Below are 23428 nucleotides of genomic sequence, written 5' to 3' on the forward strand. Positions count from 1 at the left end.
ACGCTGTGCACCTGCACCCACCCCAGACACAAGAGCCGCCACCCGGGTTCGAACCGGGGACCTCCGCTTTACGAGAGCGGCGCTGCTACCAACTGAGCTACGGCGGCAAGCACGAGGGCAAAGCTGGGAGCCCAGGATTCGAACCTGGACGAGCTGCTTCAGAGGCAACCATGCTGCCGGGTTACATCAGCTCCCATGGTGCGGCCGGCGGCGGGAGCTCCGCCGGCCGCGGTCAGCGCCGGGTGAGTGACGCCCACGACGGGGTCGCCGGCTCGGACCGCAGCGTCATCCCGGCTTCGGCCGGGGTGCGGTCGCCCTTGCGCTGGTTGCAGCCTTCACAGGCCGCGATGGTGTTGGACCAGGTGTTCCGGCCGCCGCGCGAGCGGGGCAGGACGTGGTCGACGGTGCTCGCGTGCCCGCCGCAGTAGCCGCAGGCCCGGCCGTCGCGGACCAGCACGCCGGAGCGGGACCAGGTCGGCACGGCCGTGTAGCGCCAGCGGGTGACCACATAGCGCACGAGCCGCACGACCGTCGGCACCGGGTAGACGCCGATCAGGCTGTCGGGCCGCGACTCGTGGACCTCGGCGACCTGGCGGACCAGCATCCGCACGGCGTGCCTGAGACTGACCCGGTGGAGCGGGCCGAGGTCGGCGTTGATGACCAGCACGTCCACCGGATCCTCCTTTCATATGCGAGAACCAACAAACAAAGAGCGGATGACCGGGATCGAACCGGCGACCTGCACCTTGGCAAGGTGCCGCGCTACCAACTGCGCTACATCCGCATGCGAAACAACGTGGAATCGCTTCCTGAGTGAGCGATTTGTGGGCCGTAGGGGGCTCGAACCCCTGATCTTCGCGCTGAGAACGCGACGAGCTAGCCAGCTGCTCCAACGGCCCGAAATGCCATCCACTGTGGAATTTTCAAATCACAAACCCAACCGTGCCCATGGGTACGGTAGGAAAGCAGGGGCGACAGGACTCGAACCTGCAACAACCGGATTTGGAGGCCGGTGCGCTACCAGTTGCGCCACGCCCCTATGGATAAACGAAAACGCCGCCCGGTCCCTTGCGGGTGGGCGGCGTCAGCGCTTGGTGAAGAGCGCTACGTCAGCCACCGACCCGCATAGGCCGAGTGCTCGCTGAGCTTCAGGTGATCGGATAGCCCGGTGTTGGGCATGGCCGCGATGCCGCGCGGCGTGTGCCACTGCGGTCGCGAAACTCGCTGCCTCAACATCTCGGTTTCTCCTCGTTCGTCGTTGTCTGTATCAAAGGTAGAGCGCGTGATCCGCCAAGGGCAACAGAATAACGAGGATCATTCGTTGTGGAGTACGGAGGCGATGGTCAACCGGGCCGCACCACGCGCTGGCACCAGGGCTCCGAGCAGCGCGATCACCACTCCGGCCAGGCCCAGCAGGGCCAGCGTCGGCGCGTGCCAGACGTCCATCACAGAAAGCGGAAGGGACACCCGGGCGGACTCCGCGGCCAACGGCACGACGAAGCGATGGGCCAGCATACCGACCGGGATGCCCAGCACGCCACCGACGACACCGACGAGGGCCATCGACGTCAGCACCATCGCGACCACCTGGCGCGGCGTCATCCCGATCGACTTGAGCGTGCCGAGGTCGCGGCGCCGCTCGCGGACGTTGAGCACGACCGTGTTGAAGACACCGAGCGCCGCCACGGTGGACAGCAGCAGCGACAGCACCGACGAGAAGCTGACGACGGTGACCAGGAAGTCGCTGAGCTGCGCGTTGTTCCACGCGTCGATCGCCGGGTCGGCGGCGGTGACCGCCGTGACGTACCTCGCGATGTCCCCGCCCGGCACGAGCTGGACCTGGTAGTAGACGTCCCACGGCGCGACCACCCGGTCCGGCGCCATCGTGGCGAGCACGCTCCAGTCCACGAACAGGGCGGGCGGCCCCTGCGGACCGTCCATCGTCTCGCCGACGACCGTCAGCACCGCCTGCCCGCCGCCGAGCCGCAGGGTGATCCGGTCGCCGAGAGCCAGTCCCCGGCCGCGCATGACCTCCGTCGGCACCACGGTCTCCGCCGGCCCGGCCATCCAGCGCCCGGCGGTGAGCTCCGCTTCGTACCCCATGGCGGAGTAGTCGCCGCGCAAGAAGTTCACGGGCAGCGGCTCGGTCTGCCCGACCGCGGACACGGGGAGGCGGTGGATGGCCGTCACCCGCGCGGCGTCCGGCAGGCCACGGAGCAGCTCCTCGACCTGCTCGTCGGTGCGGGTGGTGGTGGCCGGCGGCCCCGCGGGCGGCGGCGCGTTGTCGGGCGCGACGCGGAAGAGACCGTTCGACGGTTGTACGCCGATCTGCCCGGCCGCCGTGTCCTCGATCGTGGAGATCCGCACGAGGGTGTCGGCGAGCCCGGTCGCGAAGGTCACGGTGGTCACGCCGAGCAGGACGGCCGCGACGGTGAACGCGGTGCGGCCGGGCCGGGCGAACGGCAGTCCGAGCCCGAGGGAGACCGAGCGGGGCAGCCGTACCCCGGCGAGCCGGTGTTGGATCCGCGTGCCACGTCCCTGCCGGGGCGCGCTGCCTGCGCTGATGGCCTCGGCCGCCGAGAGGCGGTGCGCGCGGACGGCCGGCACGAGCGCGGCGAGCACCACCGTGGCGGGCACCCCGACGAGCCCGGCGAGCCAGATCCACGGTCCGACACCGATGCCGACGTCGAGCCCGAGCCCCTCGAAACCTTCCGACAGCAGCGGTTGGGCGGCCAGTGAGCCGGCGACGCTGCCGAGGACGCAGCCGACGACGGCCGGCACCGACACCATCATCAGGTAGACGGCGACGACCTGGCGGGGCGTGAAGCCGAGTGCCTTGAGGATGCCGATGTGGCGGTAGCCGGAGACGACCGCGCCACTGACCACGTTGCCGACGATCACGACACCGACGACCAGTCCGAGTACGCCGAAGGTGGCGAGGAACGGCACGTACACGCCGACGTCCGCGGAGATCTGCTCCTTGACCACGAGGTAGGTCTGCGAAGCGGTCAGTGGCAGCCCGGCGGTGGCGGTGGCGAGCGAGGCCTCGACGGCCGCCTCGGTCGACACGTCGCCGGTGAACCGGTAGAGCATCTGCGTCGCGGTGGGTCGCAGCGCGGCGACCTGCGCGGGAGTGACCCAGGCGTCGGCCGACCCGACCAGGCTGTGCGCCAGGCCGACGATCGTGAACGGATGCCCGCCCAGGGTCACCGAGGTCGACCGGGGCGGCATCCGGTCCAGGTCGTGGACCGGCTCGTTGAGGACGATCTCGCCCGGTGCGGACGGCCAGCGCCCCTGCCAGAGGTCGAGCTTGTCCACCGGGCCGCCGGGATCGGCCCGGCCGACGACGGTCAGCGGACCCTGCGGCCCGAACCGGACGCTGTCGGTGGACTCGAGCTCGACCTGGCCGAACGGCCCCGCCGCCGCGGCCACGCCGGGTCCCTGCGAAGGAGGGCTGGCAGCCGGATCGAACAGCGCGACGGCGTGCGGCCCGGCCTGCCGGGCGAAGGCCTTGTCGAACGGCGCCGACGTCGCCGCCAGCAGGGCCAACGCGACCACGATCGTGGTGGTCGACAGCAACACCACGAGCCCGATAACGAACGTCTGCATCCTGCGCCGCCGCACCGCCGCGCGCGCGGCCCTCCACACGGAACTCATGCCCGTTCCAGGGTGCGCTCGTGGGTGACGCGGCCGTCGGCGAGCTCGACGACGCGGCTCGCGCAGCGGGTGGCGAGGCGCTCGTCGTGGGTGACGATCAGCAGGGTCTGGCCGATCTGGTTGAGGTCCAGCAGCAGGTCCATCACCTGCTCGCCGGCGCGGCTGTCGAGGGCGCCGGTCGGTTCGTCGGCGAGCAGCAGCGCCGGCCGGTTCATCAGGGCGCGGGCCACCGCCACCCGTTGGCGCTCGCCGCCGCTGAGCGCCGCCGGATAGACGTTGCGGCGGTCGGCGATGCCGAGCTCGTCGAGCAGCTCCAGGGCCCGCTGCCGGGCCACGCCGACCCGGCTGCCGGTGAGCTGGGCGGCCAGCGCGACGTTGTCGAGCGCCGGCAGGTCGTCGAGGAGGTTGAAGAACTGGAAGATCATGCCGATCCGGTGTCGGCGGAACAGGGCCAGCTTCGTCTCGTTGAGCCGGCCGAGCTCCTCGTCGTGGACGCGGACGGAGCCGGACGTCGGGCGGTCCAGGCCGGCGATCATGTTGAGCATGGTGGACTTGCCACACCCCGAGGGGCCCATCACCGCCACCGCCTCGCCGGCCGACACCGACAGCGACACCCCGTCCAGCGCGGTCGTGTCTCCGTACTCTTTGCGGACGTTCTCCAACCGCACGACTGTGGTCATGGCAGCAAGGTAGCCAGCACGAGGCCCGCAGAGCGTCGGCCACGGGATGCAACCCAGGACCACCGTCATCCCCGGGATGTAGGCGGCTGGACCTCGCGGATGACGCGACCAGGCCCGCCGTCTGCCATCGTGGACCCGTGGGTTGGCTGGTCGCTGTGCTCGCGGGCGGGATCGCCGCGGGCCTGGGTGTGGCGTGGCTGCGCGCCCGCCGCCGGCACCGAAGCGCCCTGGAGGAACGGGGCTGGCTGCTCGAACGCGAGCGGGAGAGCGCGGCCCGGGCGGCCGTCGAGGAGGAGCGCGCCCGGATCGCGCGAGAGCTGCACGACATCGTCAGCCACAACGTGAGCCTGATGATCGTGCAGGCGACCGCCGCCCGCGAGGTGCTGACGACGCTGCCCGACGACGCCGGGGCGGCGCTGGAAGCGGTCGAGACCGCCGGCCGCACCACGATGACGGAGCTGCGGCATCTGCTCGGACTGCTGGCACCGGCCGCGGACGGTGCGGAGGAGGACGCACCGCAGCCAAGCCTGAGCCGGCTCAGCCCGCTGGTCGACCGGATCGCGTTCGCGGGCCTGCCGGTGGAGGTGCGGATCGCAGGCGAGCCACGACCGCTGCCGTCGGGTGTCGACGTCACCGCGTACCGGATCGTGCAGGAGGCGTTGACCAACGCGCTCAAGCACGGCGCGGCCGGCAAGGCCGAGGTGACCGTCCGGTACGCCGAGCGTTCGCTGCGCGTCGAGGTGCTGACCAGCGGCCCGAGCGTGCTGACCGGTGCCGGGCCCGCGCCGGCCGACCCGAACGGCGCCGGGCGCGGGTTGCTGGGCCTCAAACAGCGGGTCGCGGTGTACGGCGGCGACCTCGACGCGCGACGAAGGCTCGGTGGCGGCTTCCGGGTGCGGGCGCGCATCCCTGTGGAGGGACCGTGACCGCGCCCCGGGTGGTGATCGCCGACGACCAGGAGCTGATCCGCACCGGCTTCCGGCTGATCCTGACCGCCCGCGGCATCGACGTGGTCGGCGAGGCCGGCGACGGCGCCGAGGCGGTGGCGGAGACGCGGCGGTTGCGACCGGACGTCGTGCTGATGGATATCCGGATGCCCACGATGAACGGGCTCGACGCGACCCGGCACATCCTGGACGAGCAGACCGGATGCCGGGTGCTGATGCTGACCACCTTCGACCTCGACCGGTACGTCTACGCGGCGCTCTCGATCGGCGCCAGCGGCTTCCTGCTCAAGGACGTCACCGCCGACCACCTGGCCGCCGCGGTGCGCCTGGTCGACACGGGCGACGCCCTGCTCGCGCCGTCGATCACCCGGCGGCTGGTGCAGCGGTTCGCGGTCGAGGACCGCCTAGGCACGCCGCGGGTACACCAGGACCTGTCGGCGCTGACGCCGCGCGAGCGCGAGGTGCTGACCCTGCTGGGCCGGGGAATGTCCAACACGGAGCTCGCACGAGCGCTGACGTTGAGCGAGGCGACGGTGAAGACACACGTCGCGCGCATCTTCGCGAAGCTGGCCCTGCGCGACCGCGCGCAGGCGGTGGTACTGGCCTACGAGACGGGCCTGGTGACGCCCGGCTCAGAGGAAAGCTAGGCGTACGCGGCGGAGCCAGGCCTCGACCGGGGCTACGTCCGGCGCGTCCGGCAGCGGCGTCGTGGCGGCCGCGAAGCCGGCCTCGTGGTCGGCCAGCATCGCGCGGGCGGCGCCCAGGTCGCCGGCCGCGACCCGCTCCCCGAAGTCGAGGAACGCCCGCGGGTCGTCGAGCTCGACCTGGATCTCGCCGGTCCGGTAGGCGTGCAGGCCCTGGTGGCAGAGCCGCATCAGGTGCCGCGCGTGCTTGGCGACCCGCGGGTCGTAGTCGCCGCCGCGGTTGGCCAGGAGCCGGAACTGCCTGGTCGCGTAGCCGAGGTACGCGTCGCGCACCCGGCGGGCGGACAGGAACCCGCCGCGCAGGGCGATCAGCTCGACACCCAGCGGCGAACAGACCTCGTAGAGCCGCGACGGCAGCCACAGCAGCTCGGTGACGGTGGGGTTGCCGGCCAGCGCCAGCCGGCAGAACTTGGCGGCCTCGTGCAGCGTGACGTCGGGTTCGGCGCTAACGACGCTCTCAGGCGGCGGCTGCAGGCCGTGCAGCTCGACGGTCGGCACCGCGAAGACACCCAGCCGGTCGACGTCGGAGTCGGGACCCGCGAGACCGTACGCGGTGGATCCGATGACACCCAGGAGCAGGACCGACACTGTGATTTTTCCCCGGACGATGCAACCAGAACGCGGCCCAGCGCATCTACTCCTATGTGGACGAAGGCAGGCTCAGCGCAGTGCCGACAGCGGCGCGTTGTCGAGGAACGGGTCCTCGTCCTTGCGCGGGGCCAGCGAGTGGCTCGTCACGGTGTCGACGCTGGTGCCCCGCCCCTGCGCCGGCCGGTAGCGCACGGTCGCCGCGTGCGGCGACGAGTGCAGCACGATCCCGGGACGCCAACTGCCCAGTGTGTGCACCCAGACCCACGTGCCGGGCTGAAAACCATCGCTGGGAACGGTCGGGGCTTCCATGCGGAGGTTGGGGTCGAGCAGCGGCGCAGCCATGTGGATCATCTCCGTCGCGATGTCGGTGCTGGGGGGGCGCGATGGGGTGGTGCCCATGAGCATCGCAGCCGGCTCATCAGCGTGCAAGATTTCACGGCGATCTTTAACATCCTGAGGACATCCATCGGCGCGGGTTTCAGTTACGCTTTGTACGCCACGGTTTCATGGTGAAAGAAGCAAGCCGCGAGCCGTAAACCCAATATCGGTCTCTACCAGGAGCAAGTGCAGCGACGGAAGCGCGAAAGGGGCACACGGTGCCGATCTTCGACTACCGAGAGCAACTTCTGAGTTTCGACCGAGTGGGTGTCCGGTTCGCCGGAAACCGTGGTGGGCGCCAGTTTCCACGTCAAATGACCAGAAGGGACTAACCCCATGCCGGACAGCACGGGATGGATCATGTCCAGCCGATCCACAGGCAACGGTGGCAGCTGCGTCGAGGCGCGCCGCCACGAAGGCTGGATCGAGGTGCGCAACAGCAAGAACCGGTCGGGTGGCCTGGTGCGGTTCACCACCGAGGAGTGGGACTCGTTCCTCTTCGGAGCCAGGCGCGGCGAGTTCGACCAGCTGCTGGCGGACTGAGCCGGAAACAACAGAGCGCCGGGCCGGTCAGACCGGCCCGGCGCACGTGACGTCGGATCAGCGCAGGATGCCCACGGCGCACACGCCGCCGCTCTCGGTGGGACGGTCGGTGAAGTCCTGCGGGTCGTCGGCGCCGGGGCGCCACTCGGGCAGCCACACGACACCCGGCTCGACCAGCTCGAGCCCCTCGAAGTAGGTCGCCACCTGAGCCTTGGACCGCAGCACGAACGGCGTCGCCGTGTCGCGCTTGTAGACGGCCTGGGCGTCGTCGAGGTTGGTCAGGTCCCGCTGCATGCCCTCGGCGGAGCCGTGCGAGATGACCAGGTAGCTGCCCTCCGACAGCGGCGCCAGCAGCTCGCGCACCGACTGGCTCGCCACCTCGTCGTCGGCGACGAAGTGCAGCACGGCCACCATCAGCAGACCGACCGGCTGGTCGAAGTCGATGATCTTGCGGACCTGCGGGTTGTCCAGGATGGACTGCGGGTCGCGCAGGTCCGCCCGGATCGCCGTCGCGTTGTGGTTGCCGGCCAGCAGGTCGAGGCTCTCCGACACGGCCACCGGGTCGATGTCGACGTAGACGACCCGCGCCTCGGGGACGATCTCCTGCGCGATCTCGTGGACGTTGCCCTCGGTCGGGATGCCGGAGCCGACGTCGAGGAACTGGGTGATGCCCTGGCTCGCCAGGTGCCGCACCGCGCGCCGCAGGAAGGCCCGGTTGTTGCGGGCGAGCAAGGGCACGAACGGGAACATCTTGGTGATCGCCATGGCCGCTTCGCGGTCGGCGGTGAAGTTGTGTGTCCCGCCTAGGTGGAAGTCGTAGATCCGAGCCGCCGTCGCGGGTTTGGAATTGCCATCGTTCGCAACACCGGCCACGAATCCCTCCCCAGGGTTCAAGGTCGACAAGCTGACGCGTCCACTATGCACGAGGACGCGGGCCAAGGTCACCCCGGGACGGATCAGAAGTTCTCGAGCGGCACCGACGCGCGGGAGACCAGGTCGAAGACCCTGCGGTATTCGGCGACCTCGTGCTCCTCCTCGAGGTAGAGGGCGCCGACGTGGGACTCGAGGTAGACGACGTCTGGGTCGTCCGGGTCGTCGAAGTCGAGGATGCGGAACGCGCCGGCCATCGCCGCGTGCGCGCCGACCGTGAATGGCAGCACCCGGATCTCGACGTTGTCGCGCTTGGCGGTGCGCCGCAGGTGCTCGATCTGGCCGTCGAGCACGGTCTTGCCGCCGACCGGGCGCGTCAGCGCGCCCTCGCCCAGCACGGTGACCAGTTGGGGCGCCCGGGCCAGCAGTGCGCGCTGCCGCTGCATCCGCAGCTTCACGTGCCGGTGCACCGCCTCGTCGTCGCGGGGCTGTTCGGCGCCGAACACGGCCAGCGCGTACTGCTCCGTCTGCAGCTCGCCCGGGATGATCTCGCCGTCGTAGGTGCAGATCTTCGAGGCGCTGGCCTCCAGACCGACGTAGAGCTTGAACCAGTCGGGGATGACCGGGCTGCCGTCCCACCACTCTTCGCGCGACGTGCCGAGGGCGAGCTCCGCGAGCGCGTCGGTGACGCTCTGGTCGGCGCCGTAGAGCCAGCACAGCGCGCGGACGTTGGCGCCGGTGACCGGGACCTTGCCGGTCTCGATGCGGTGCAGCGTCGGCTCGGAGATGCCGAGCTTCGCCTCGGCTACCTCACGGCGCGACTTGCCGTTGGCGACGCGCAGTTTGGTCAGACGTCGCCCCAGGGCACGCCGCACCACCCGCTGGCCAGTGACCGGCACTTCCCGACCTCCCGTGCGCTGCGCCCCCGCGACGCCTCTCATGTCAACGCCGACACCTTACTAGCCGTACCAGTCCAGTTACACCACCCGAAGGATCAAATCCCTGAGATCGATCCGGGTGGTACGGGTACTGCGCGCGCCACCCTATCGGGGGATACTGCCGTCATGCCGCTCCCTACCGGCTATGCCGACCTGGTCCAGCACGCATCCGCCGAAGCGAAGGCCGGTGCCACCGAAACGGTGGTGCTGCGGCAGCTACGCGACGGCGGGCTGCAACTGCTTCCCTCCGCCCGCGCGCTCTGCGATATCTACGACATCGACCTCGGCGAGGCGCAGCGGCGCATCGACGCCAGCGGTGTCTGGGCGGACGTCCGCGACGACCGCGCGCCGTTCGGTGTGCCGGCGGCTCAGTCCGCCGCGGCGTAGAAGGCGATGGTGTTGGCGACCGCGGCCGTCACGGCCTCCGGCGTGGCGCCGTCGGCGAGCTGAGCGGCGCCCCAGCTCTCGGCACTGGCCACCATGAAGGCCTGCGCCTCGGGTGACTCCTCCCAGCCCTCGGCGTCGTCGAGCCCGCCGCCCGACAGGTGCAGGCCGAGGCCGAGGAACGCGAGGTCCCAGCCGACGCCGGTGGCGCCCGGGCCGTACTGCTCCCAGAGGGCCGGGTCGACCACCGCGACGTGGCGCAGCAACAACTCCGTGCCGCCGTCCGGCTCCGGCGACAGCGTCACGTGCACCTCGCTGCCGGTGGTCGTGGCGATGTCGGCGCCGAAGATCCAGGTGAGCACCAGCTCGGTCGGCCGCTCGCAGCGCAGGATCCGGCCGCCGGCGTTGCCCTCCATCTGGAACTGGCCGCCCGCCCGCAGGTCGCCGGTGATCGGCAGGAACCAGCGGGCGAGGCGGTCCGGGTTGGTCAGGGCGTCCCAGACGTCGTCGGCCGGCACCGGAAGGCTGCGCCGCAGAACCACCGAGCGGGCCGGGCCCTCGGGGAGGTTCTGCCGGCCCACCTCACGGGTGGCGGCCTTGATCGCGTCCAGAAAGTCCATGTTCGACACTTTATCTTGGCGTACGGGTCACCCTTGCTTGGCTAGGTCCGCGCAGTCGCTCTCGTCGGGCAGCACCGGGCGCAGCAGCAGCGACCACTGCTCGCCACCGGAGGCCCACGGCGTGGCGGCGTTGGCCTTGCCAGCCGCGGCGAGCACCGCCTGCGCCTGGTCGCCGGTCGCGGTCACGCAGCCCACGTCGACGTTCGGGTTGAGCTTGTCGCCCGGCAGGGCCGGCCCGGGCCAGTCGACCGGCACCGGCGGCTGGAGCTCGAGCGGCTGTTCCGGCTTGACGTAGGGCGTGGCGATGGCCGCGACCGACTTCGGCTGGTAGGCGCCCTCCTCCCGGACCGCGCCGGTGCCGAGCGTCGCCGGCAGGTCCTGCAGGGCGGCCAGCAGGTCGGCCAGCTTCTGGCGGGCCGCCGCCTGCGAAGGGCTCAGCAGGCCGCCGACGTCGGCCATCCCCAGGGCGTACGCGTCGGTCTGCTTGACGCCGTTCTCGGTGGTGACCACGAACCGCGTGGTCGACGCGTCGGCGACGCCGGGCTGGCCCAGGTCGGTGCCCGCGCCCACGCCCGCCGCCACCGCCCGGTCGACCAGCGCGTCGACGTCGGCCTCGGAGATGCGGGCCTGCTGGAGGTTGGGCAGCGCCGGACCGGGGTAGATCGCCGCCACCGGACCCTCGGTGATCACCCGGCCGTCGCCGTAGACCGACACGGCCGGCACCCGACCCGGAATCGACTGCGGCGTCACGAAACCGCCGGTGTAGGTGACCCGCAACGCCACCTCGTCGGCACCCAACGACGCGGCGGCCGGCGGGGCCGGCGATGCGGCATCAGCGGCCCCGCAGGCGGAGGCCAGCAGCAGAAGCGGAGCGGCGGCCACAGCCGCCCAGGTCGAACGTCCCATACCCCCTCTGACGATCCGGAGGCCCGCCGCGTTCCGGGCAAAGTCATTTCTCGGGCGTGGCACGATCGGGGGCATGGTGCGCGATGAAGGGCTGGCCACCCAGGTCCGGGAGCTCGTCGCCGGTGACCCCGGGGTCGACGAGCGCCGGATGTTCGGCAGCCTGATCTTCATGGTCGACGGGAACATGGCCTGCGGCGTACGCGACGACGGCCTGCTGGTGCGGGTCGGCAAGGAAGCGACCGAGGCGGCCCTGGCCGAGCCGCACGTCACCCCGTTCGAGATGGGTGGCGGCCGGCGTCCCGGCGGTTGGGTGGTGGTCGGCCCCGCCGGCCTGGCCAGCGAGGCGGCATTGCGCGACTGGGTCGGCCGGGGCGTCGCGTACGCGCGCACGCTGCCCGCCAAGTGAGCGCGACCCCGGCCCGCGAGGCCGGCCGCAGCCAGGCGCCGGGCCCGGGCGTGCTGGCCGTTACCGGGTCGACCGGTGAGCTGGGCTCCCGGGTGGCCCGCCGGCTCGCGGACGCCGGCCAGGCCCAGCGGCTCGTGGTCCGCTCCCCCGACCGGGCGCCCAAGCTGCCCGGCGCGACCGTCGCGGTGGCCGACTACGGCGACGCCGCGGCCGCCGAGGCCGCGCTGTCCGGCGTGGACACCCTGTTCATGGTGTCGGCCGCCGAGAGCGTCTACCGGGTCACGCACCACCTCACGTTCATCGACGCGGCCATCGCGGCCGGCGTGCGGCACCTGGTCTACACGTCGTTCCTGGGCGCCGCGCCGGACTCGACCTTCACCCTCGGCCGCCACCACTACGCGACCGAGCAGCACATCCACGCGAGCGGCATCTCGCACACCGTCCTGCGTGACAACCTCTACCTCGACTTCCTGCCCGACCTGGCGGTCGACGGGGTGATCCGTGGGCCGGCGGGCGAGGGGCGGGTGGCGGCGGTCGCCCGGGACGACGTCGCCGACGTGGCGGTCGCGGTGCTCGGCGAGCCCGGGCGGCACGCCGGCCAGGCGTACGCGCTGACCGGGCCCTTCGCCATCACCATGGAAGAGGCCGCGGCCACGATGACCGCGGTGCTCAACCGCCCCTGCTCGTACGCGGAGGAGACGGTCGAGGAGGCGTACGCGTCGCGGGCCCACTACGGCGCTCCGGCCTGGCAGGTCGACGGGTGGGTGAGCACCTACACGGCGATCGCCCACGGCGACCTGGCCGAGGTGAGCGGCGACGTCGAGCGGATCGCCGGACACCCGCCGATCGACTTCGCCGAGGTGCTGCGCCGGGCCGCCCGTGCCTGAGCGGGAGATCGTGGCCCGGCTGCGGGCCGCGGGGTGCGTGTTCGCCGAGGACGAGGCGCGGCTGCTGATCGGCGCGGCGCCGGACCCGGAGCGGCTGGCCGAGCTGGTCGCCGAGCGGGTCCGCGGTGTGCCCCTGGAGCAGGTCGTCGGCTGGGCCGAGTTCTGCGGGCTGCGGGTCGCCATCGGGCCCGGCGTGTTCGTGCCGAGGCACCGCACCGAGCTGCTGGTCCGGCTCGCCGCCGCGGCGATCCGCGCCGACCAGGTGCTCGTCGACCTGGCCTGCGGCTCGGGTGCGATCGCCGCCGCGGTGGCCGACCGGGTACCGGGCCTGTCGGTGCACGCGGCCGACATCGAGCCCGCCGCCGTCGAGGTGGCCCGGCGGAACCTGGCGCCGATCGGCGGTCACGTCTACCGCGGCGACCTGTTCGAGCCGCTGCCGCAGACCCTGCGCGGGCGGGTGGACGTGCTGGTGGCCAACGTCCCGTACGTGCCCAGCGGCGCCGTCGGCCTGCTGCCGCCCGAGGCCCGCGACTACGAGCCGCTGCGCGCCCTCGACGGCGGTGCCGACGGGCTCGACGTGCTGCGCCGGGTGGCCGCCGGGGCGCCCGGCTGGCTGCGCCCGGGCGGCACCCTGCTCAGCGAGATCGGCGTCGACCAGATCGACTCCGCCAAGGCGGCGCTGAGCGCGGCCGGGCTGGCCCCGGAGGTCGTTTCCGACGACGAACTGGACGCCACGGTGATCTTGGGACGTGGGTGAACGCCACCACAGCGTGGGAAACCCGATCAGCCCGAGGCCCCGGGCTCGGTAGATTCGCGGGCATGAGGATCGGAATCGTGGGTGCCACCGGTCAGGTCGGCGGTGTGATGCGGCGCATCCTGGCGGAGCGCGCCTTCCCGGCCACCCAGCTGCGGCTGTTCGCCAGCGCCCGTTCGGCTGGGCGCACGCTGCCGTGGCAGGGCACCGAGATCACCGTCGAGGACGCCGACACCGCCGACTACCGCGGTCTCGACATCGTGCTGTTCTCGGCCGGCAAGGGCGCCTCGAAGACGCTCGCGCCGAAGGTGGCCGAGGCCGGCGCCGTGGTGATCGACAACTCGTCGGCCTGGCGGATGGACCCGGCGGTGCCGCTGGTCGTCGCCGAGGTCAACCCGCACGCGATCGCCAACCGCTCCCTCGGCATCATCGCCAACCCCAACTGCACCACGATGGCCGTGATGCCCGTGCTGCGCCCGTTGCACGCCGCGGCCGGGCTGGTCTCGATGGTCGTGGCGACCTACCAGGCGGTGTCCGGTGCCGGGCTCTCCGGCGTCGCCGAGCTCGACGAGCAGGTCCGCAAGGTCGGCGAGCGGGCCACGGAGCTGACCCACGACGGCGCCGCGGTCGAGTTCCCCGAGCCGCACCAGTTCAGTCAGCCGATCGCCTTCAACGTGCTGCCGCTGGCCGGCTCGATCGTCGACGACGGCTCGGCCGAGACCGACGAGGAGCAGAAGCTCCGCAACGAGAGCCGCAAGATCCTCGAGATCCCCGGGCTGCGGGTCTCCGGCACGTGCGTGCGGGTGCCCGTCTTCACCGGCCACTCGATGCAGGTCAACGCCCGCTTCGCCGCCCCGCTGAGCCCGGCCCGGGCCGCCGAGCTGCTGGCCGGCGCGCCCGGTGTCGTCGTCGACGAGGTGCCGACCCCGCTCAAGGCGGCCGGCCGCGACCCGTCCTACGTCGGCCGGCTGCGCACCGACGAGACCGCCGACAACGGCCTGGCCTTCTTCGTCTCCAACGACAACCTCCGCAAGGGCGCCGCCCTCAACGCGGTGCAGATCGCCGAGCTGCTGACAGCGTGAGCTTCCACGAGCTGCTGGAGAGCAGTGACGCGGGCGTCCTCGCGACGATCAAGCGCGACGGGCGCCCGCACCTGTCCAACGTCAACTACACGTACGACCGCGCGGCCGGCACCATCCGCGTCTCGGTGACCGACCACCGGCAGAAGACCGTCAACCTGCGGCGCGATCCGCGGGCCAGCTTCGAGGTGACCACGCCCGACCTGGGCCGCTACGTGGTGGCCGAGTGCCGGGCCGAGCTGTCGGACGTGGCCGCGGACCCGAACGACGCCGCCGTCGACGCGCTCGTCGACATCTACCGGAAGATCGCCGGCGAGCATCCCGACTGGGCCGAGTTCCGGGCGGCGATGGTCACCGACCATCGCATCGCCCTGACCCTGCACGTCGAGCGCCTCTACGGCTGGCCCCGCGACTAGATAGCGGCGACGACCACCTCGCCGAGGCCGGTGGCCTCGAGCTCCGGGCGGATCGCGGCCGCGTCACCCTCGATCACCAGGGTGATGCCCTCGGCGTTGAGGTGGGCCGCGGTGGCCGCGGACACCTCCTCGACGGTGGCGTGCAGCAGCGACTCGCGCAGCCGGGCGTGGTAGTCGTCCGGCAGGTCGTGCACGACGAGCGTCGACAGCGCGCTGGCGTAGGCCCGCGGCGTCTGCAGGCCCACCGAGAGCTGCCCGGCCCGCCAGTCGCGGGCGACCGCGAGCTCCGGCTCGGTGACCCCCTCGGCCTGGGTGCGGGCGATCTCGCCGACGGCGTCGACCAGGGCCGGCGCGGTCACCGCGGTCTGCACCCCGGCGCTGGTGACGAACCGGCCGAAGCGCCGGGACAGGCCGTATTCCGAGCGGATGCCGTAGGTGTAGCCGCGCACCTCGCGCAGCAGGTGGTTGAGCCGCGAGGTGAACGCGCCGCCGAGCACGATCGCGCCGAGCGTCATCGGCACGTAGTCCGGGTGCGACCGGTGCGGCGCGGTGTGGCCGAGCCGCAGCGTCGACTGGACGGAGCCGGGCCGGTCGACCAACACGATCCGCCGGGTCGTCCGGCCGCCCGCCGGGAACGGGTCGCCGACCACCGGCGACGCCTCGTCGGCGCCGGCGAAGGCCGCCCGGCCCAGCGCGTCCAGGTCGATCCGGGACAGGTCGCCGGCCACCAACAGCGTGCCGGGCGCCATGAACCAGGACCGGTGGAAGCCGACCACGTCGGCGACGGAGAGCGCGCCCACCGTGCGCGGGTCGCCGGACAACGGCCGGCCGTGCCGCACCTCGGCGCCGAACAGGTCGCCGCGCAGCACCGCGTCGGCCCGCGGGCCGGGGTTGGCCCAGTAGAGGCGCAGGGACTCGGCCTCGTCGTCGCGTACCCGCTCGATGTCGGCCGGGTCCAGCTTGGGCCGGCGGACCGCCTCCGCGAGCAGCTCGACCGCCGCCGGCAGCGACGCGACCGGCACCTGGACGGTCGCCGAGAACGAGTCCCAGTCGACCGACAGGGACAGGTCGGTGCCGAGCGACTCGAGCGCGACCGCGTAGTCGGCGGCCGAGCGCGCGGCGGTGCCCTCCTCGAGGGCCTTGGCCAGCACCTCGGCGACGCCTTCGACGCCGATCGTCTCGCGCCCGCCGCCCGCGTCGAGCAGCAGCGAGGCCACGGCCAGGTTGGCGCCGGGCAGGTCGGCGGCCACCACCGAGCCCCCGGCCACCGACCGCCGGACCACGGGCGGGAAGCGGTAGGGGCGCGGCGTCCCGGGTTCCGGGCGCTGCGCGATGAGCTGCGTCATGCCACTGCCTCCATCGGCTCGTAGACGAGCGTCACGCGGTCTTCGGGGCGGAGCACCTCGCGGGCGACCTCCGCCAGGGCGGACGTGGTCACCGCGCGCCAGCCGGGCAGCCGCGAGCCGACCAGGGCCGGGTCGCCGAACAGGGTGGCGTAGCGGCTGAGCAGGTCGGCCCGGCCGTCCACGGTGGCCACCGCGGTCCACCACTCGGTCTCCAGCAGCGCCTGGGCGCGGGCCAGCTCCTGCTCGGTGACCCCGCCGGTGACGAGCTCGTCGACCACCTCGGCCAGGGCCGCGCCGAGCCGCGCGGCGGTGACGCCGGGGCGGGCGGTGGCGGAGGCGATCAGCGGCGCGGGCGCGTAGGCGAGGTCCACGCCGTATGCCCCGACGGAGTCGGGCTGGGCGAGCCGGGCGCCGTCGGCGAGCAGCCGGTAGAGCCGGCTCCCCCGGCCCTGGCCGAGCACCGTGGCCAGCACGGTCACCGCGTCGTGCTCGGGTGTGCCGTAGGGGTAGGTGCGGTGGGCCACGTACACCCGGGGCGCGGGCACCTCGGCCGCGACCACCGACGAGACCGGCCCGGCCCAGCCGTCGAGGGACCCGGTCGGCGCGGCGGGCCGCGAACCGCCGGCGGTGAGCCCGCCGAAGTATTTCTCGGCCAGCTCGAACACCTCGGCCGGACCGGCGTCACCGGCCACCGTCAGCACCGCGTTGTCGGGCGCGTAGTAGCTGCGGTGGAAGGCCTGGAACGTCGCCAGCTCGGCGGCGTTGAGGTCTTCCATCGACCCGATGGTCGGGTGGTGGTAGGGGTGGCCCTCGGGGTAGAGCAGCGGCAGCAACCGCAGCCAGGCGTCGCCGTAGGGCACGTTCTCGTAGCGCTGGCGGCGCTCGTTCTTGACCACGTCGCGCTGGTTGTCGAGGGTCTCCTGGACCAGCGCGGGCACGAGCCCGCCCATCCGGTCGGCCTCCAGCCACAGCGCGAGCTCCAGGTGCTCGGCGGGCAGCGTCTCGAAGTAGTTGGTGCGGTCCGGGTTGGTCGTCGCGTTGAGCGAGCCGCCGTTGCCCTGCACGAGTCGCATGTGCTCGGTCTTGGGGACGTTGACCGAGCCCTCGAACATCAGGTGCTCGAAGAGGTGCGCGAAGCCGGTCTGCCCGGCGGGCTCGTGCCGCGACCCCACGTCGTACCAGAGGTTGACCGCCACGACCGGTGCGCTGCGGTCCTCACTGACCACGACGCGCATGCCGTTGGCGAGCCGGGTGGTCTCGATCGGCCAGGGATAACCCGTCTCGGACATGGAGTGACGTTATCGGATGAGCGCCCGGGGATACTTGCCCGGTGCACAGCGAGCCGTATCTTCTCGACCCTTCCGCCGACGGGGTGCACGTGCTCTGGCACACCGGCGCGCCGGCTTCCGGTGCGGTGCTGTTGGGAAACCGGCGCGTCGAAGCGACCAGCTCCGCGCTGGTCGCCCTCCATGACGAGGATGGGGTACGCGCGACGGTGTACCGCCACTGGGCGGACGTACGCGGGCTCGGCGCGGGACGCACCCCGTACCGCGTGGTCACGGTCCTGTCCGACGGGGCGGTTGACGAGTCGGACACCTACACGCTGGCTCCCGCCGTGCCGGGCGGCCACCCCGTGCGGCTGTTGCTCACCAGCGACCACCAGCTGTGGCGGATGACGCCGGCCAACCTGGCGAAGGTGGCCGAGACGGTCGGCGTCGAGCTCGACGGGGTGCTGTTCGCCGGCGACATGGTCGGCGTGCCGGCGCGCGCCGGCGACTGGTTCGACCACCCGAACGGGCGGGGCTTCTTCGCGGCGCTGACCGGACGGGCCGACACGGTGATCGCGGGACGGCACTACCGGGGCGCGCCGCTGCTCCAGCACGCCCCGTTGTTCCCGGCGATCGGCAACCACGAGGTGATGGGGCGGCGGCACCACACGCTCCAGGAGCGGTTCGACGACCCGGCGCCGGGCGACTGGGACACCGCTGCCTACGAGGAGCTGTTCCCGGTGCCGCGCGGGCCGGCGGGGCCCCGCTGGTGGTCCCGGACCATCGGCGACGTCTTCGTCGTGTCGCTGTTCGTCACCCGGGCGTGGCGCGACCCGGTGGCCACGTATCTGGAGCCGGGGCAGTTCCTGTTCGAGCGGGTCGACGCCGGCTCGCCCCAGCACACCTGGCTGACGGCTGAGCTCGGCTCGGCGGCGGCCCGGGCGGCCCGGTTCCGGGTGGTGGTGTTCCACCACGCCAGCCACGGGCTGGGTGCGCACGTCGTGCCGGCCTACACGGATCCGGTCGAGGCGGGCGGGCGCTACGCGTACCCGGTCGAGAACGATGTCGTGTTGCGCGACCTGGCGCCGCTGCTCGGCGCGGCCGGGGTCGACCTGGTCCTCAACGGGCACAACCACCTGTGGAACCGGTTCCGCGACGCGGCCGGCGTCAACTGGCTGGAGAGCTCGAACGTCGGCAACTCCTACGGCGCGTTCCCGGAGCGCGGCGACCCGGGCGGCCTGGCGCCGGTACTGCCGACGGTCGCGCCGCTGACCGACCCGGCCGGCACGCCGCTGCCCTACGTGGCGGACGACGACGTGACCGTGTTCTCGGTGCTCGACTCGGCCGCGGGCGCCGTCCACTCGTACCGGTTCGACACCCGCGACCCGGACGGGCCGGTCGTGCTCTTCGACGAGCTACCGCTCGATTGACCGCTTCTCGGCGTCCTTGGTCGCCAGGCGGGTGAACACCCAGACGAACAGGATGGCCAGGCCGATCTGGATGCCGTGCCGGATCCAGTCGATGCCGCGGGTCTCACCGACGCCCAGGAAGTCGGCGATCACGCCGCCGACGAGGGCGGCGATGAAGCCGATGCTGATCGTGGCGACCATGGAGATGTTCTGGCGGCCGGGCAGGATCAGCCGGGCGAGTACCCCGATGATCACGCCGCCGATGAGTGCCCACAGGACTGTGGCGATCATGCGTGGTCCTCCCTCGGTTCGGGTTCGCCCAGGAGAACCGTCGTGAACGCGTCCTGGAGCGTGGTGGCGTCGGGCAGTGCGCCGCCGGGGCTGGCCCGGTCGACGAGTCGGGGCAGCAGGTCGGCCAGCGTGTCGGCGGCCTGGTCGGGCGTCATCCCGGCGGAGTCGGCCGCCGCGTCGAGGTTGGCCGCGCCGAGCGCGTCGCGGATCTGGGCGCCGCTGACCTCGCGGCCGGGAGAGGTGTGGATCCAGGACTGCACCTGCTGCTGGAGTCCACCCTGTTGGAGCTGGTCGAGCAGCCGGTTGAGATCGACGCCGTCGCCCGCCCGGTTCAGCACGCTGAGCAGGAGCCGGCGGACGCGTTCGTTCTGCGCCAGTTTCGTAATCTCGTCCAGATCCATCCCCGCTCCATATCTGGCATTTGCCCCTTTTCCTTGGAGGTTATGCCGCGTGTCGCGGCAGAGGTGACGGGTTTCACGCAACCCAACCCGCAACCAGGAGGGTCTTCGGCGCGTCTGGTCCAATACACGCCAAACATCCCGGGGGTCCCATGCACGTCCACGAGAACAGCCGGTTTCGCAACATCGCCACCCTGGCCCTGGTCGGTGTGTTATCCGGTGTGATCGTGGCCGCCGCGGCCTTCCCCCTAGCCGCCGCCTCCGGGCTGATCGCCAAGGCCGGAGCGATCTCGTTCGACGAGCTTCCGGCGAGCTTCACCGTCAAGCAGGCGCCGCAGGCCACGCAGGTGCTGGCCCGCGACGGCAAGACCCCGCTGGCCACGTTCTTCGACGAGAACCGCAAGGACGTGCCGCTCACGGCGATCGCGCCGACCGTGGCCCAGGCCCTGGTGGCCGCCGAGGACCAGGCTTTCTACCGGCACAACGGGGTCGACGTGCGGGGCCTGGCCCGGGCCGTCGTGGTCAACAAGGCGACCGGCGCGCAGCAGGGCGGCTCGACGCTGACCATGCAGCTCGTCCGGATGCTGGCGACGTACTCGGCGACCGACCCCCAGCAGGTCGTCGAGGCGACCGAGAAGAGCACCAGCCGCAAGATCAAGGAGAGCCGGCAGGCCCTCGCGCTCGACAAGGAGCTCGGCAAGAAGGGCGTCATCGAGCGCTACCTCAACCTGGCGCCGTACGGGCACAGCACCTACGGCATCTACGCCGCCTCCATGTACTACTTCGGCAAGACGCCCGACAAGCTCACGCTGTCGGAGTCGGCCCTGCTGGCCGGCGTGATCCGGGCGCCCAGCGTCTACGACCCGATGGACGAGGGCCAGCGGCCGCAGACCCTGGAGCGGCGTGACTGGGTGCTCGACCAGATGGTCAAGACCGGCGCGATCACCACGGCGCAGGCCACCGAGGCCAAGGCCGTGGAGCTCAAGTTCGTCGGCAAGACACCCAGCAACGGCTGCACGGCGACCAAGCCCAACAACTACGGCTTCTTCTGCGACTACTTCCAGCGCTGGTGGCTCCAGCAGGAGGCGTTCGGCAGCACCACGTACGACCGCGAGCGGCGCCTGCGCGGCGGCGGCTACCGGGTGATCACCTCGCTCGACCCGCCCGTGCAGAACGCCGCCTTCAAGAACGTCACCGACCAGCTCAGCGTCAACCACAAGGAAGCGCTGATGGTGGCCGCCGTGGAGCCGGGGACGGGCAAGGTGCGGGCCCTCGCGACCAACCGGACCTTCGGCATCGACGGCGGGGCCAAGCCCAAGAACAAGCCGCACAGCAACCCGGCCGAGGCCGAGCGCGGTGTACGCGGCACGTACCCGATCACCACGAACCCGCTGATCACCGGCGGTGGCGGCGTCCAGGGCTACCAGGCCGGCTCGACCTTCAAGATCTTCGCGGCGGTGGCGGCGCTGCAGAAGGGCATGCCGCTGGCCACCGAGATGAACGCGCCGCAGGTCTACCGGTCCGGCTACTACGCGCCGCAGGGCGAGCCCGGCAGCTGCAGCGACATCCCGCGGTACTGCCCGACCAACGACAACTCCAGCATGGCCGGCCAGCACGACATGTGGAGCGCGTTCGGCGCCTCGGTCAACACGTACTTCGTGCCGCTCGAGGAGCAGGCTGGGGCGTACAACACGATCCAGGCCGCCAAGGCCCTCGGCATCCGGTTCCTGGCGCCGTCGGAGGCCGAGCACGCGGCCAACAAGGAGCAGGCGGACACCTGGGGCTCGTTCGTCCTGGGCGTCTCGGCGACGACGCCGCTGGACCTGGCCAACGCGTACGCGACGCTGGCGGCCGACGGCTCGCACTGCGACCCGACCCCGGTCGAGCAGATCTTCGACTTCGAAGGCGCCAAGATCGATGCGGGGGCGCCGCACTGCAACAAGGCGGTCACCACCGAGGTGGCCCGGGGCGCGATCGACATGGCCCGGTGCCCGGTCGGCGACCAGTCCGCGTTCGACCAGTGCCGCGGCGCGACGGCCCGCACCGTGCGCGACGAGGTCGGCCACCCGGTGGCCGGCAAGACCGGCACGACCGACAGCAACCGCACGGCGTCGCTGGTGGTCACCACGACGACGCTGGCGGTGGCGGGCATCATGGCGGACCCGGACTGGCCGGAAACGCCGGAGAACATGGACCACAACAAGATCAACCCGGCGGTGTACGAGACCCTGGCCGACGCGATGAAGGGCAAACCCAAGGTCGACTTCCCGGCGCCGGCCCGCAGCACGGCCTACGGCGACCAGAAGACGATCCCGAACGTGTCCTGCCGCTCGGTCGACGACGCCCGGAACACGCTCGAAGAGGCCGGCTTCAACGTCAAGGTCGACGACATCCCGGTCTCGTCGAACTGCCCCCAGGGCTCGGTCGCCTACAGCGAGCCGAACCGCCGCAGCGTCGCGGGCGCGACGATCACCCTGAAGATCAGCGGCGGCCGACCGCCGGCCAACGAGCCGACGAACGGTCCGGGCAACCAGGACGACGGTGATCAGCCGAACAACGACATCGGCCCGGACAACGTCATAGACCGGATCTTCAACTAGCGCTTGCTCATCGGACATCGCGGTCCGCGCCGGGCCGCCCCGGCCACGCTGGGGCCGCGGCGGTCCGCGCCAGGGCCGTCACGCCCTGGGCCCGGCCGGCTCCGGGTCGGTGACGGCCCGGGGGCTGGGCCGCGTACCGGGTCGGCGCGCTCGCGGCCGGACGCCGCGTCGCGGACACCGGGGGTGGCTGCGCCGGGCGTCCGGTGCGCACGGACCGCGGCTCGGCTCGACGATGATCGACTGGGCGCGTCCTAGCCGCACGTGAAGGCGTAGGCCGCGGCGCCCGGTGCGTCGAACCTGATCTCCAGGATTCGTTCGGTGACCGTGTCCGGCTGGCGCACGAGCTGGTAGAGGCGGCCCTCGCGGAGCACGCCCGCGCCGTCGGCGTCGACGTCGACCCCGTGCGCGTCGCCGGGGGCGGCGCCGTCCAGGAAGACCTGGAACGGGATCGGTCGGCCGGTCGCGTTGGACAGCACGAGGTGCGCGTCGCGCGCCTGGAAGTGGAACACGATCCCACCCTCGGCTCCGGTCAGCTCGACCTTCTCCCGGCCGAGGAGCCACTCGCCGTCCAGCGCCCACTGGTTGAACGGCACGAAGCCCGGGAAGCGGTACACGCGGCGCTCGTCCCGGGCCGCGCCGTCCGACGCGAAACCGCCGCCGCGCGCGTACCCGAGATAGCTCTCGGGTGTTCGCAAGGTGTCCCAGTCGGCCTCGGCCTCCACGCCGCGCCCGACGACCGCGCCGGCCACCGGCTCGCGCTCCACGCCGAGCAGGCGCTGGACCAGCCGCTCCGACTCGACATAGCGCCCCTCGCCGAAGTGGGCGTCGCGGACCACCCCCTCGCGGTCGACGAAGTAGAGCGCCGGCCAGAAGTGGTTGTCGTACGCCGTCCAGACCGCGTAGTCGTTGTCCAGCACGACCGGGTACGTGATCTCCCGCGCGGCGGTCGCCTGCCGCACCAGGTCGACGTCGTGCTCGAAGGAGAACTCCGGCGTGTGCACGCCGACGACGACCAGCCCGTCGGCCTCGTACGCCTGCGCCCAGGCCCGGATGTATGGCTCGGTGCGCAGCCAGTTGATGCAGGTCAGCGTCCAGAAGTCGACGAGGACGACGCGCCCGCGCAGGTCGTCGGGGTCAAGCGGCCCAGAGTTGACCCACTCGGTCGCCCCGGCGAAGGTGGGCATCGCGGTCACGCCCTCACGGTAGAACGCCGCGTGGGCCGCCGAATGCGAAACACCGCCCCCGGCGCTGGGCCGGGGGCGGTGCTCGTGGCGTCGGTGTGCAGGTCGCCTCTCGGCGAGTGGCACGACGCGGCTCCAGCCGGACGGTATTCCGCGAAGGCAATGGGTGAGGCCC

General features: G+C 72.0%; 25 protein-coding genes and 5 tRNA genes. 11 read left to right on the plus strand and 19 right to left on the minus strand.

Annotation, left to right across the window (positions count from 1 at the left end; all coding sequences use genetic code 11):
- Window positions 1-33 precede the first annotated feature (33 nt).
- From CHC05_RS34575 to CHC05_RS34605, 8 genes are all read right to left on the minus strand, one after another.
- Window positions 34-107, minus strand: a tRNA-Thr gene (locus CHC05_RS34575).
- 16 nt (window positions 108-123) lie between these two features.
- Window positions 124-196, minus strand: a tRNA-Gln gene (locus CHC05_RS41840).
- Between the two features lie 36 nt (window positions 197-232).
- Window positions 233-673 carry an HNH endonuclease gene (locus CHC05_RS34580; RefSeq protein ID WP_089254841.1) on the minus strand — a complete coding sequence of 147 codons (441 nt, stop codon included), beginning with the start codon at window positions 671-673 and terminating at the stop codon, window positions 233-235.
- Window positions 674-711: 38 nt separating this feature from the next.
- Window positions 712-784: transfer RNA gene (locus tag CHC05_RS34585), tRNA-Gly, on the minus strand.
- Window positions 785-825: 41 nt separating this feature from the next.
- Window positions 826-899, minus strand: a tRNA-Glu gene (locus tag CHC05_RS34590).
- Window positions 900-966: 67 nt separating this feature from the next.
- Window positions 967-1039 (minus strand) — tRNA-Trp (locus tag CHC05_RS34595).
- Between the two features lie 275 nt (window positions 1040-1314).
- Complete coding sequence (locus CHC05_RS34600; protein ID WP_089254842.1) at window positions 1315-3657, minus strand: FtsX-like permease family protein; 2343 nt, start codon at window positions 3655-3657, stop codon at window positions 1315-1317.
- Window positions 3654-4337, minus strand: coding sequence for an ABC transporter ATP-binding protein (locus CHC05_RS34605; protein WP_089254843.1), 684 nt, complete (start codon window positions 4335-4337; stop codon window positions 3654-3656). Before CHC05_RS34605 ends, CHC05_RS34600 begins: the two co-directional genes overlap by 4 nt.
- A gap of 137 nt (window positions 4338-4474) precedes the next feature.
- On the opposite strand from CHC05_RS34605, the gene CHC05_RS34610 reads away from it, so the two are divergent.
- Window positions 4475-5263: a sensor histidine kinase gene (locus tag CHC05_RS34610; RefSeq protein WP_089254844.1), complete on the plus strand. Its 789-nt coding sequence runs from the start codon at window positions 4475-4477 to the stop codon at window positions 5261-5263.
- Window positions 5260-5931 (plus strand): response regulator, encoded by a 672-nt coding sequence (locus CHC05_RS34615; protein WP_089254845.1) that lies wholly within the window; start codon window positions 5260-5262, stop codon window positions 5929-5931. The genes CHC05_RS34610 and CHC05_RS34615 overlap by 4 nt, the downstream gene beginning before the upstream one ends.
- Here the strand turns inward: CHC05_RS34615 and CHC05_RS34620 are convergent.
- The gene (locus CHC05_RS34620; protein ID WP_179266500.1) at window positions 5917-6576 is read right to left on the minus strand and encodes a nucleotidyltransferase domain-containing protein; all 660 of its coding nucleotides are present in this window, start codon (window positions 6574-6576) and stop codon (window positions 5917-5919) included. The genes CHC05_RS34615 and CHC05_RS34620 overlap by 15 nt on opposite strands.
- Window positions 6577-6648: 72 nt before the next feature.
- Window positions 6649-6921, minus strand: coding sequence for a hypothetical protein (locus CHC05_RS34625; RefSeq protein WP_144022901.1), 273 nt, complete (start codon window positions 6919-6921; stop codon window positions 6649-6651).
- A 396-nt stretch (window positions 6922-7317) separates the two neighbouring features.
- Here CHC05_RS34625 and CHC05_RS34630 point away from each other — a divergent pair, with 396 nt between their 5' ends.
- Window positions 7318-7500, plus strand: coding sequence for a DUF397 domain-containing protein (locus CHC05_RS34630; RefSeq protein ID WP_245871370.1), 183 nt, complete (start codon window positions 7318-7320; stop codon window positions 7498-7500).
- A gap of 57 nt (window positions 7501-7557) precedes the next feature.
- Here CHC05_RS34630 and CHC05_RS34635 read toward each other — a convergent pair whose 3' ends face one another.
- Complete coding sequence (locus CHC05_RS34635; protein ID WP_089254849.1) at window positions 7558-8373, minus strand: SAM-dependent methyltransferase; 816 nt, start codon at window positions 8371-8373, stop codon at window positions 7558-7560.
- Between the two features lie 83 nt (window positions 8374-8456).
- Complete coding sequence (locus CHC05_RS34640; RefSeq protein ID WP_179266501.1) at window positions 8457-9269, minus strand: helix-turn-helix domain-containing protein; 813 nt, start codon at window positions 9267-9269, stop codon at window positions 8457-8459.
- A gap of 165 nt (window positions 9270-9434) precedes the next feature.
- On the opposite strand from CHC05_RS34640, the gene CHC05_RS34645 reads away from it, so the two are divergent.
- Window positions 9435-9695 (plus strand): hypothetical protein, encoded by a 261-nt coding sequence (locus CHC05_RS34645; protein WP_089254851.1) that lies wholly within the window; start codon window positions 9435-9437, stop codon window positions 9693-9695.
- Here CHC05_RS34645 and CHC05_RS34650 read toward each other — a convergent pair.
- Together CHC05_RS34650 and CHC05_RS34655 are read right to left on the minus strand one after the other, a co-directional pair.
- Window positions 9677-10312 (minus strand): SRPBCC domain-containing protein, encoded by a 636-nt coding sequence (locus tag CHC05_RS34650; RefSeq protein ID WP_089254852.1) that lies wholly within the window; start codon window positions 10310-10312, stop codon window positions 9677-9679. The genes CHC05_RS34645 and CHC05_RS34650 overlap by 19 nt on opposite strands.
- Before the next feature lie 27 nt (window positions 10313-10339).
- Window positions 10340-11218 (minus strand): hypothetical protein, encoded by an 879-nt coding sequence (locus CHC05_RS34655; RefSeq protein ID WP_089254853.1) that lies wholly within the window; start codon window positions 11216-11218, stop codon window positions 10340-10342.
- A gap of 73 nt (window positions 11219-11291) precedes the next feature.
- On the opposite strand from CHC05_RS34655, the gene CHC05_RS34660 reads away from it, so the two are divergent.
- The 5 genes from CHC05_RS34660 (at window position 11292) to CHC05_RS34680 (ending at window position 14760) form a co-directional block, all read left to right on the plus strand.
- Window positions 11292-11624 (plus strand): TfoX/Sxy family protein, encoded by a 333-nt coding sequence (locus CHC05_RS34660; RefSeq protein ID WP_089254854.1) that lies wholly within the window; start codon window positions 11292-11294, stop codon window positions 11622-11624.
- The gene (locus CHC05_RS34665) at window positions 11621-12511 is read left to right on the plus strand and encodes an NAD(P)H-binding protein (RefSeq protein ID WP_218824775.1); all 891 of its coding nucleotides are present in this window, start codon (window positions 11621-11623) and stop codon (window positions 12509-12511) included. The genes CHC05_RS34660 and CHC05_RS34665 overlap by 4 nt, the downstream gene beginning before the upstream one ends.
- Window positions 12504-13268, plus strand: a complete 765-nt coding sequence (locus tag CHC05_RS34670; protein ID WP_089254855.1) for a putative protein N(5)-glutamine methyltransferase — start codon at window positions 12504-12506, stop codon at window positions 13266-13268. Before CHC05_RS34665 ends, CHC05_RS34670 begins: the two co-directional genes overlap by 8 nt.
- Before the next feature lie 62 nt (window positions 13269-13330).
- Window positions 13331-14347 (plus strand): aspartate-semialdehyde dehydrogenase, encoded by a 1017-nt coding sequence (locus CHC05_RS34675; RefSeq protein ID WP_089254856.1) that lies wholly within the window; start codon window positions 13331-13333, stop codon window positions 14345-14347.
- On the plus strand, window positions 14344-14760 hold the full coding sequence (locus CHC05_RS34680; RefSeq protein ID WP_089254857.1) for a PPOX class F420-dependent oxidoreductase: 417 nt from the start codon (window positions 14344-14346) through the stop codon (window positions 14758-14760). Before CHC05_RS34675 ends, CHC05_RS34680 begins: the two co-directional genes overlap by 4 nt.
- Here CHC05_RS34680 and CHC05_RS34685 read toward each other — a convergent pair.
- Window positions 14757-16106, minus strand: a complete 1350-nt coding sequence (locus tag CHC05_RS34685) for a M16 family metallopeptidase (RefSeq protein WP_089254858.1) — start codon at window positions 16104-16106, stop codon at window positions 14757-14759. The genes CHC05_RS34680 and CHC05_RS34685 overlap by 4 nt on opposite strands.
- Window positions 16103-17395: a M16 family metallopeptidase gene (locus tag CHC05_RS34690; RefSeq protein ID WP_089254859.1), complete on the minus strand. Its 1293-nt coding sequence runs from the start codon at window positions 17393-17395 to the stop codon at window positions 16103-16105. The genes CHC05_RS34685 and CHC05_RS34690 overlap by 4 nt, the downstream gene beginning before the upstream one ends.
- A 41-nt stretch (window positions 17396-17436) precedes the next feature.
- Between CHC05_RS34690 and CHC05_RS34695 the strand changes: the two genes are divergently transcribed.
- Window positions 17437-18804: a metallophosphoesterase family protein gene (locus tag CHC05_RS34695; protein WP_089254860.1), complete on the plus strand. Its 1368-nt coding sequence runs from the start codon at window positions 17437-17439 to the stop codon at window positions 18802-18804.
- On the opposite strand, the gene CHC05_RS34700 is transcribed toward CHC05_RS34695, so the two are convergent.
- Together CHC05_RS34700 and CHC05_RS34705 are read right to left on the minus strand one after the other, a co-directional pair.
- Window positions 18790-19074, minus strand: a complete 285-nt coding sequence (locus CHC05_RS34700; protein ID WP_089254861.1) for a GlsB/YeaQ/YmgE family stress response membrane protein — start codon at window positions 19072-19074, stop codon at window positions 18790-18792. The genes CHC05_RS34695 and CHC05_RS34700 overlap by 15 nt on opposite strands.
- Window positions 19071-19475, minus strand: coding sequence for a YidB family protein (locus CHC05_RS34705; protein ID WP_089254862.1), 405 nt, complete (start codon window positions 19473-19475; stop codon window positions 19071-19073). Before CHC05_RS34705 ends, CHC05_RS34700 begins: the two co-directional genes overlap by 4 nt.
- A 149-nt stretch (window positions 19476-19624) precedes the next feature.
- Between CHC05_RS34705 and CHC05_RS34710 the strand changes: the two genes are divergently transcribed.
- Complete coding sequence (locus tag CHC05_RS34710; protein ID WP_089254863.1) at window positions 19625-22072, plus strand: penicillin-binding protein; 2448 nt, start codon at window positions 19625-19627, stop codon at window positions 22070-22072.
- Window positions 22073-22323: 251 nt separating this feature from the next.
- Here the strand turns inward: CHC05_RS34710 and CHC05_RS34715 are convergent, their stop codons facing one another.
- Window positions 22324-23256 carry a redoxin domain-containing protein gene (locus CHC05_RS34715; protein WP_089254929.1) on the minus strand — a complete coding sequence of 311 codons (933 nt, stop codon included), beginning with the start codon at window positions 23254-23256 and terminating at the stop codon, window positions 22324-22326.
- Window positions 23257-23428 lie beyond the last annotated feature (172 nt).

The organism is Asanoa hainanensis (genome assembly GCF_900188485.1).
Taxonomy (GTDB): domain Bacteria; phylum Actinomycetota; class Actinomycetes; order Mycobacteriales; family Micromonosporaceae; genus Asanoa; species Asanoa hainanensis.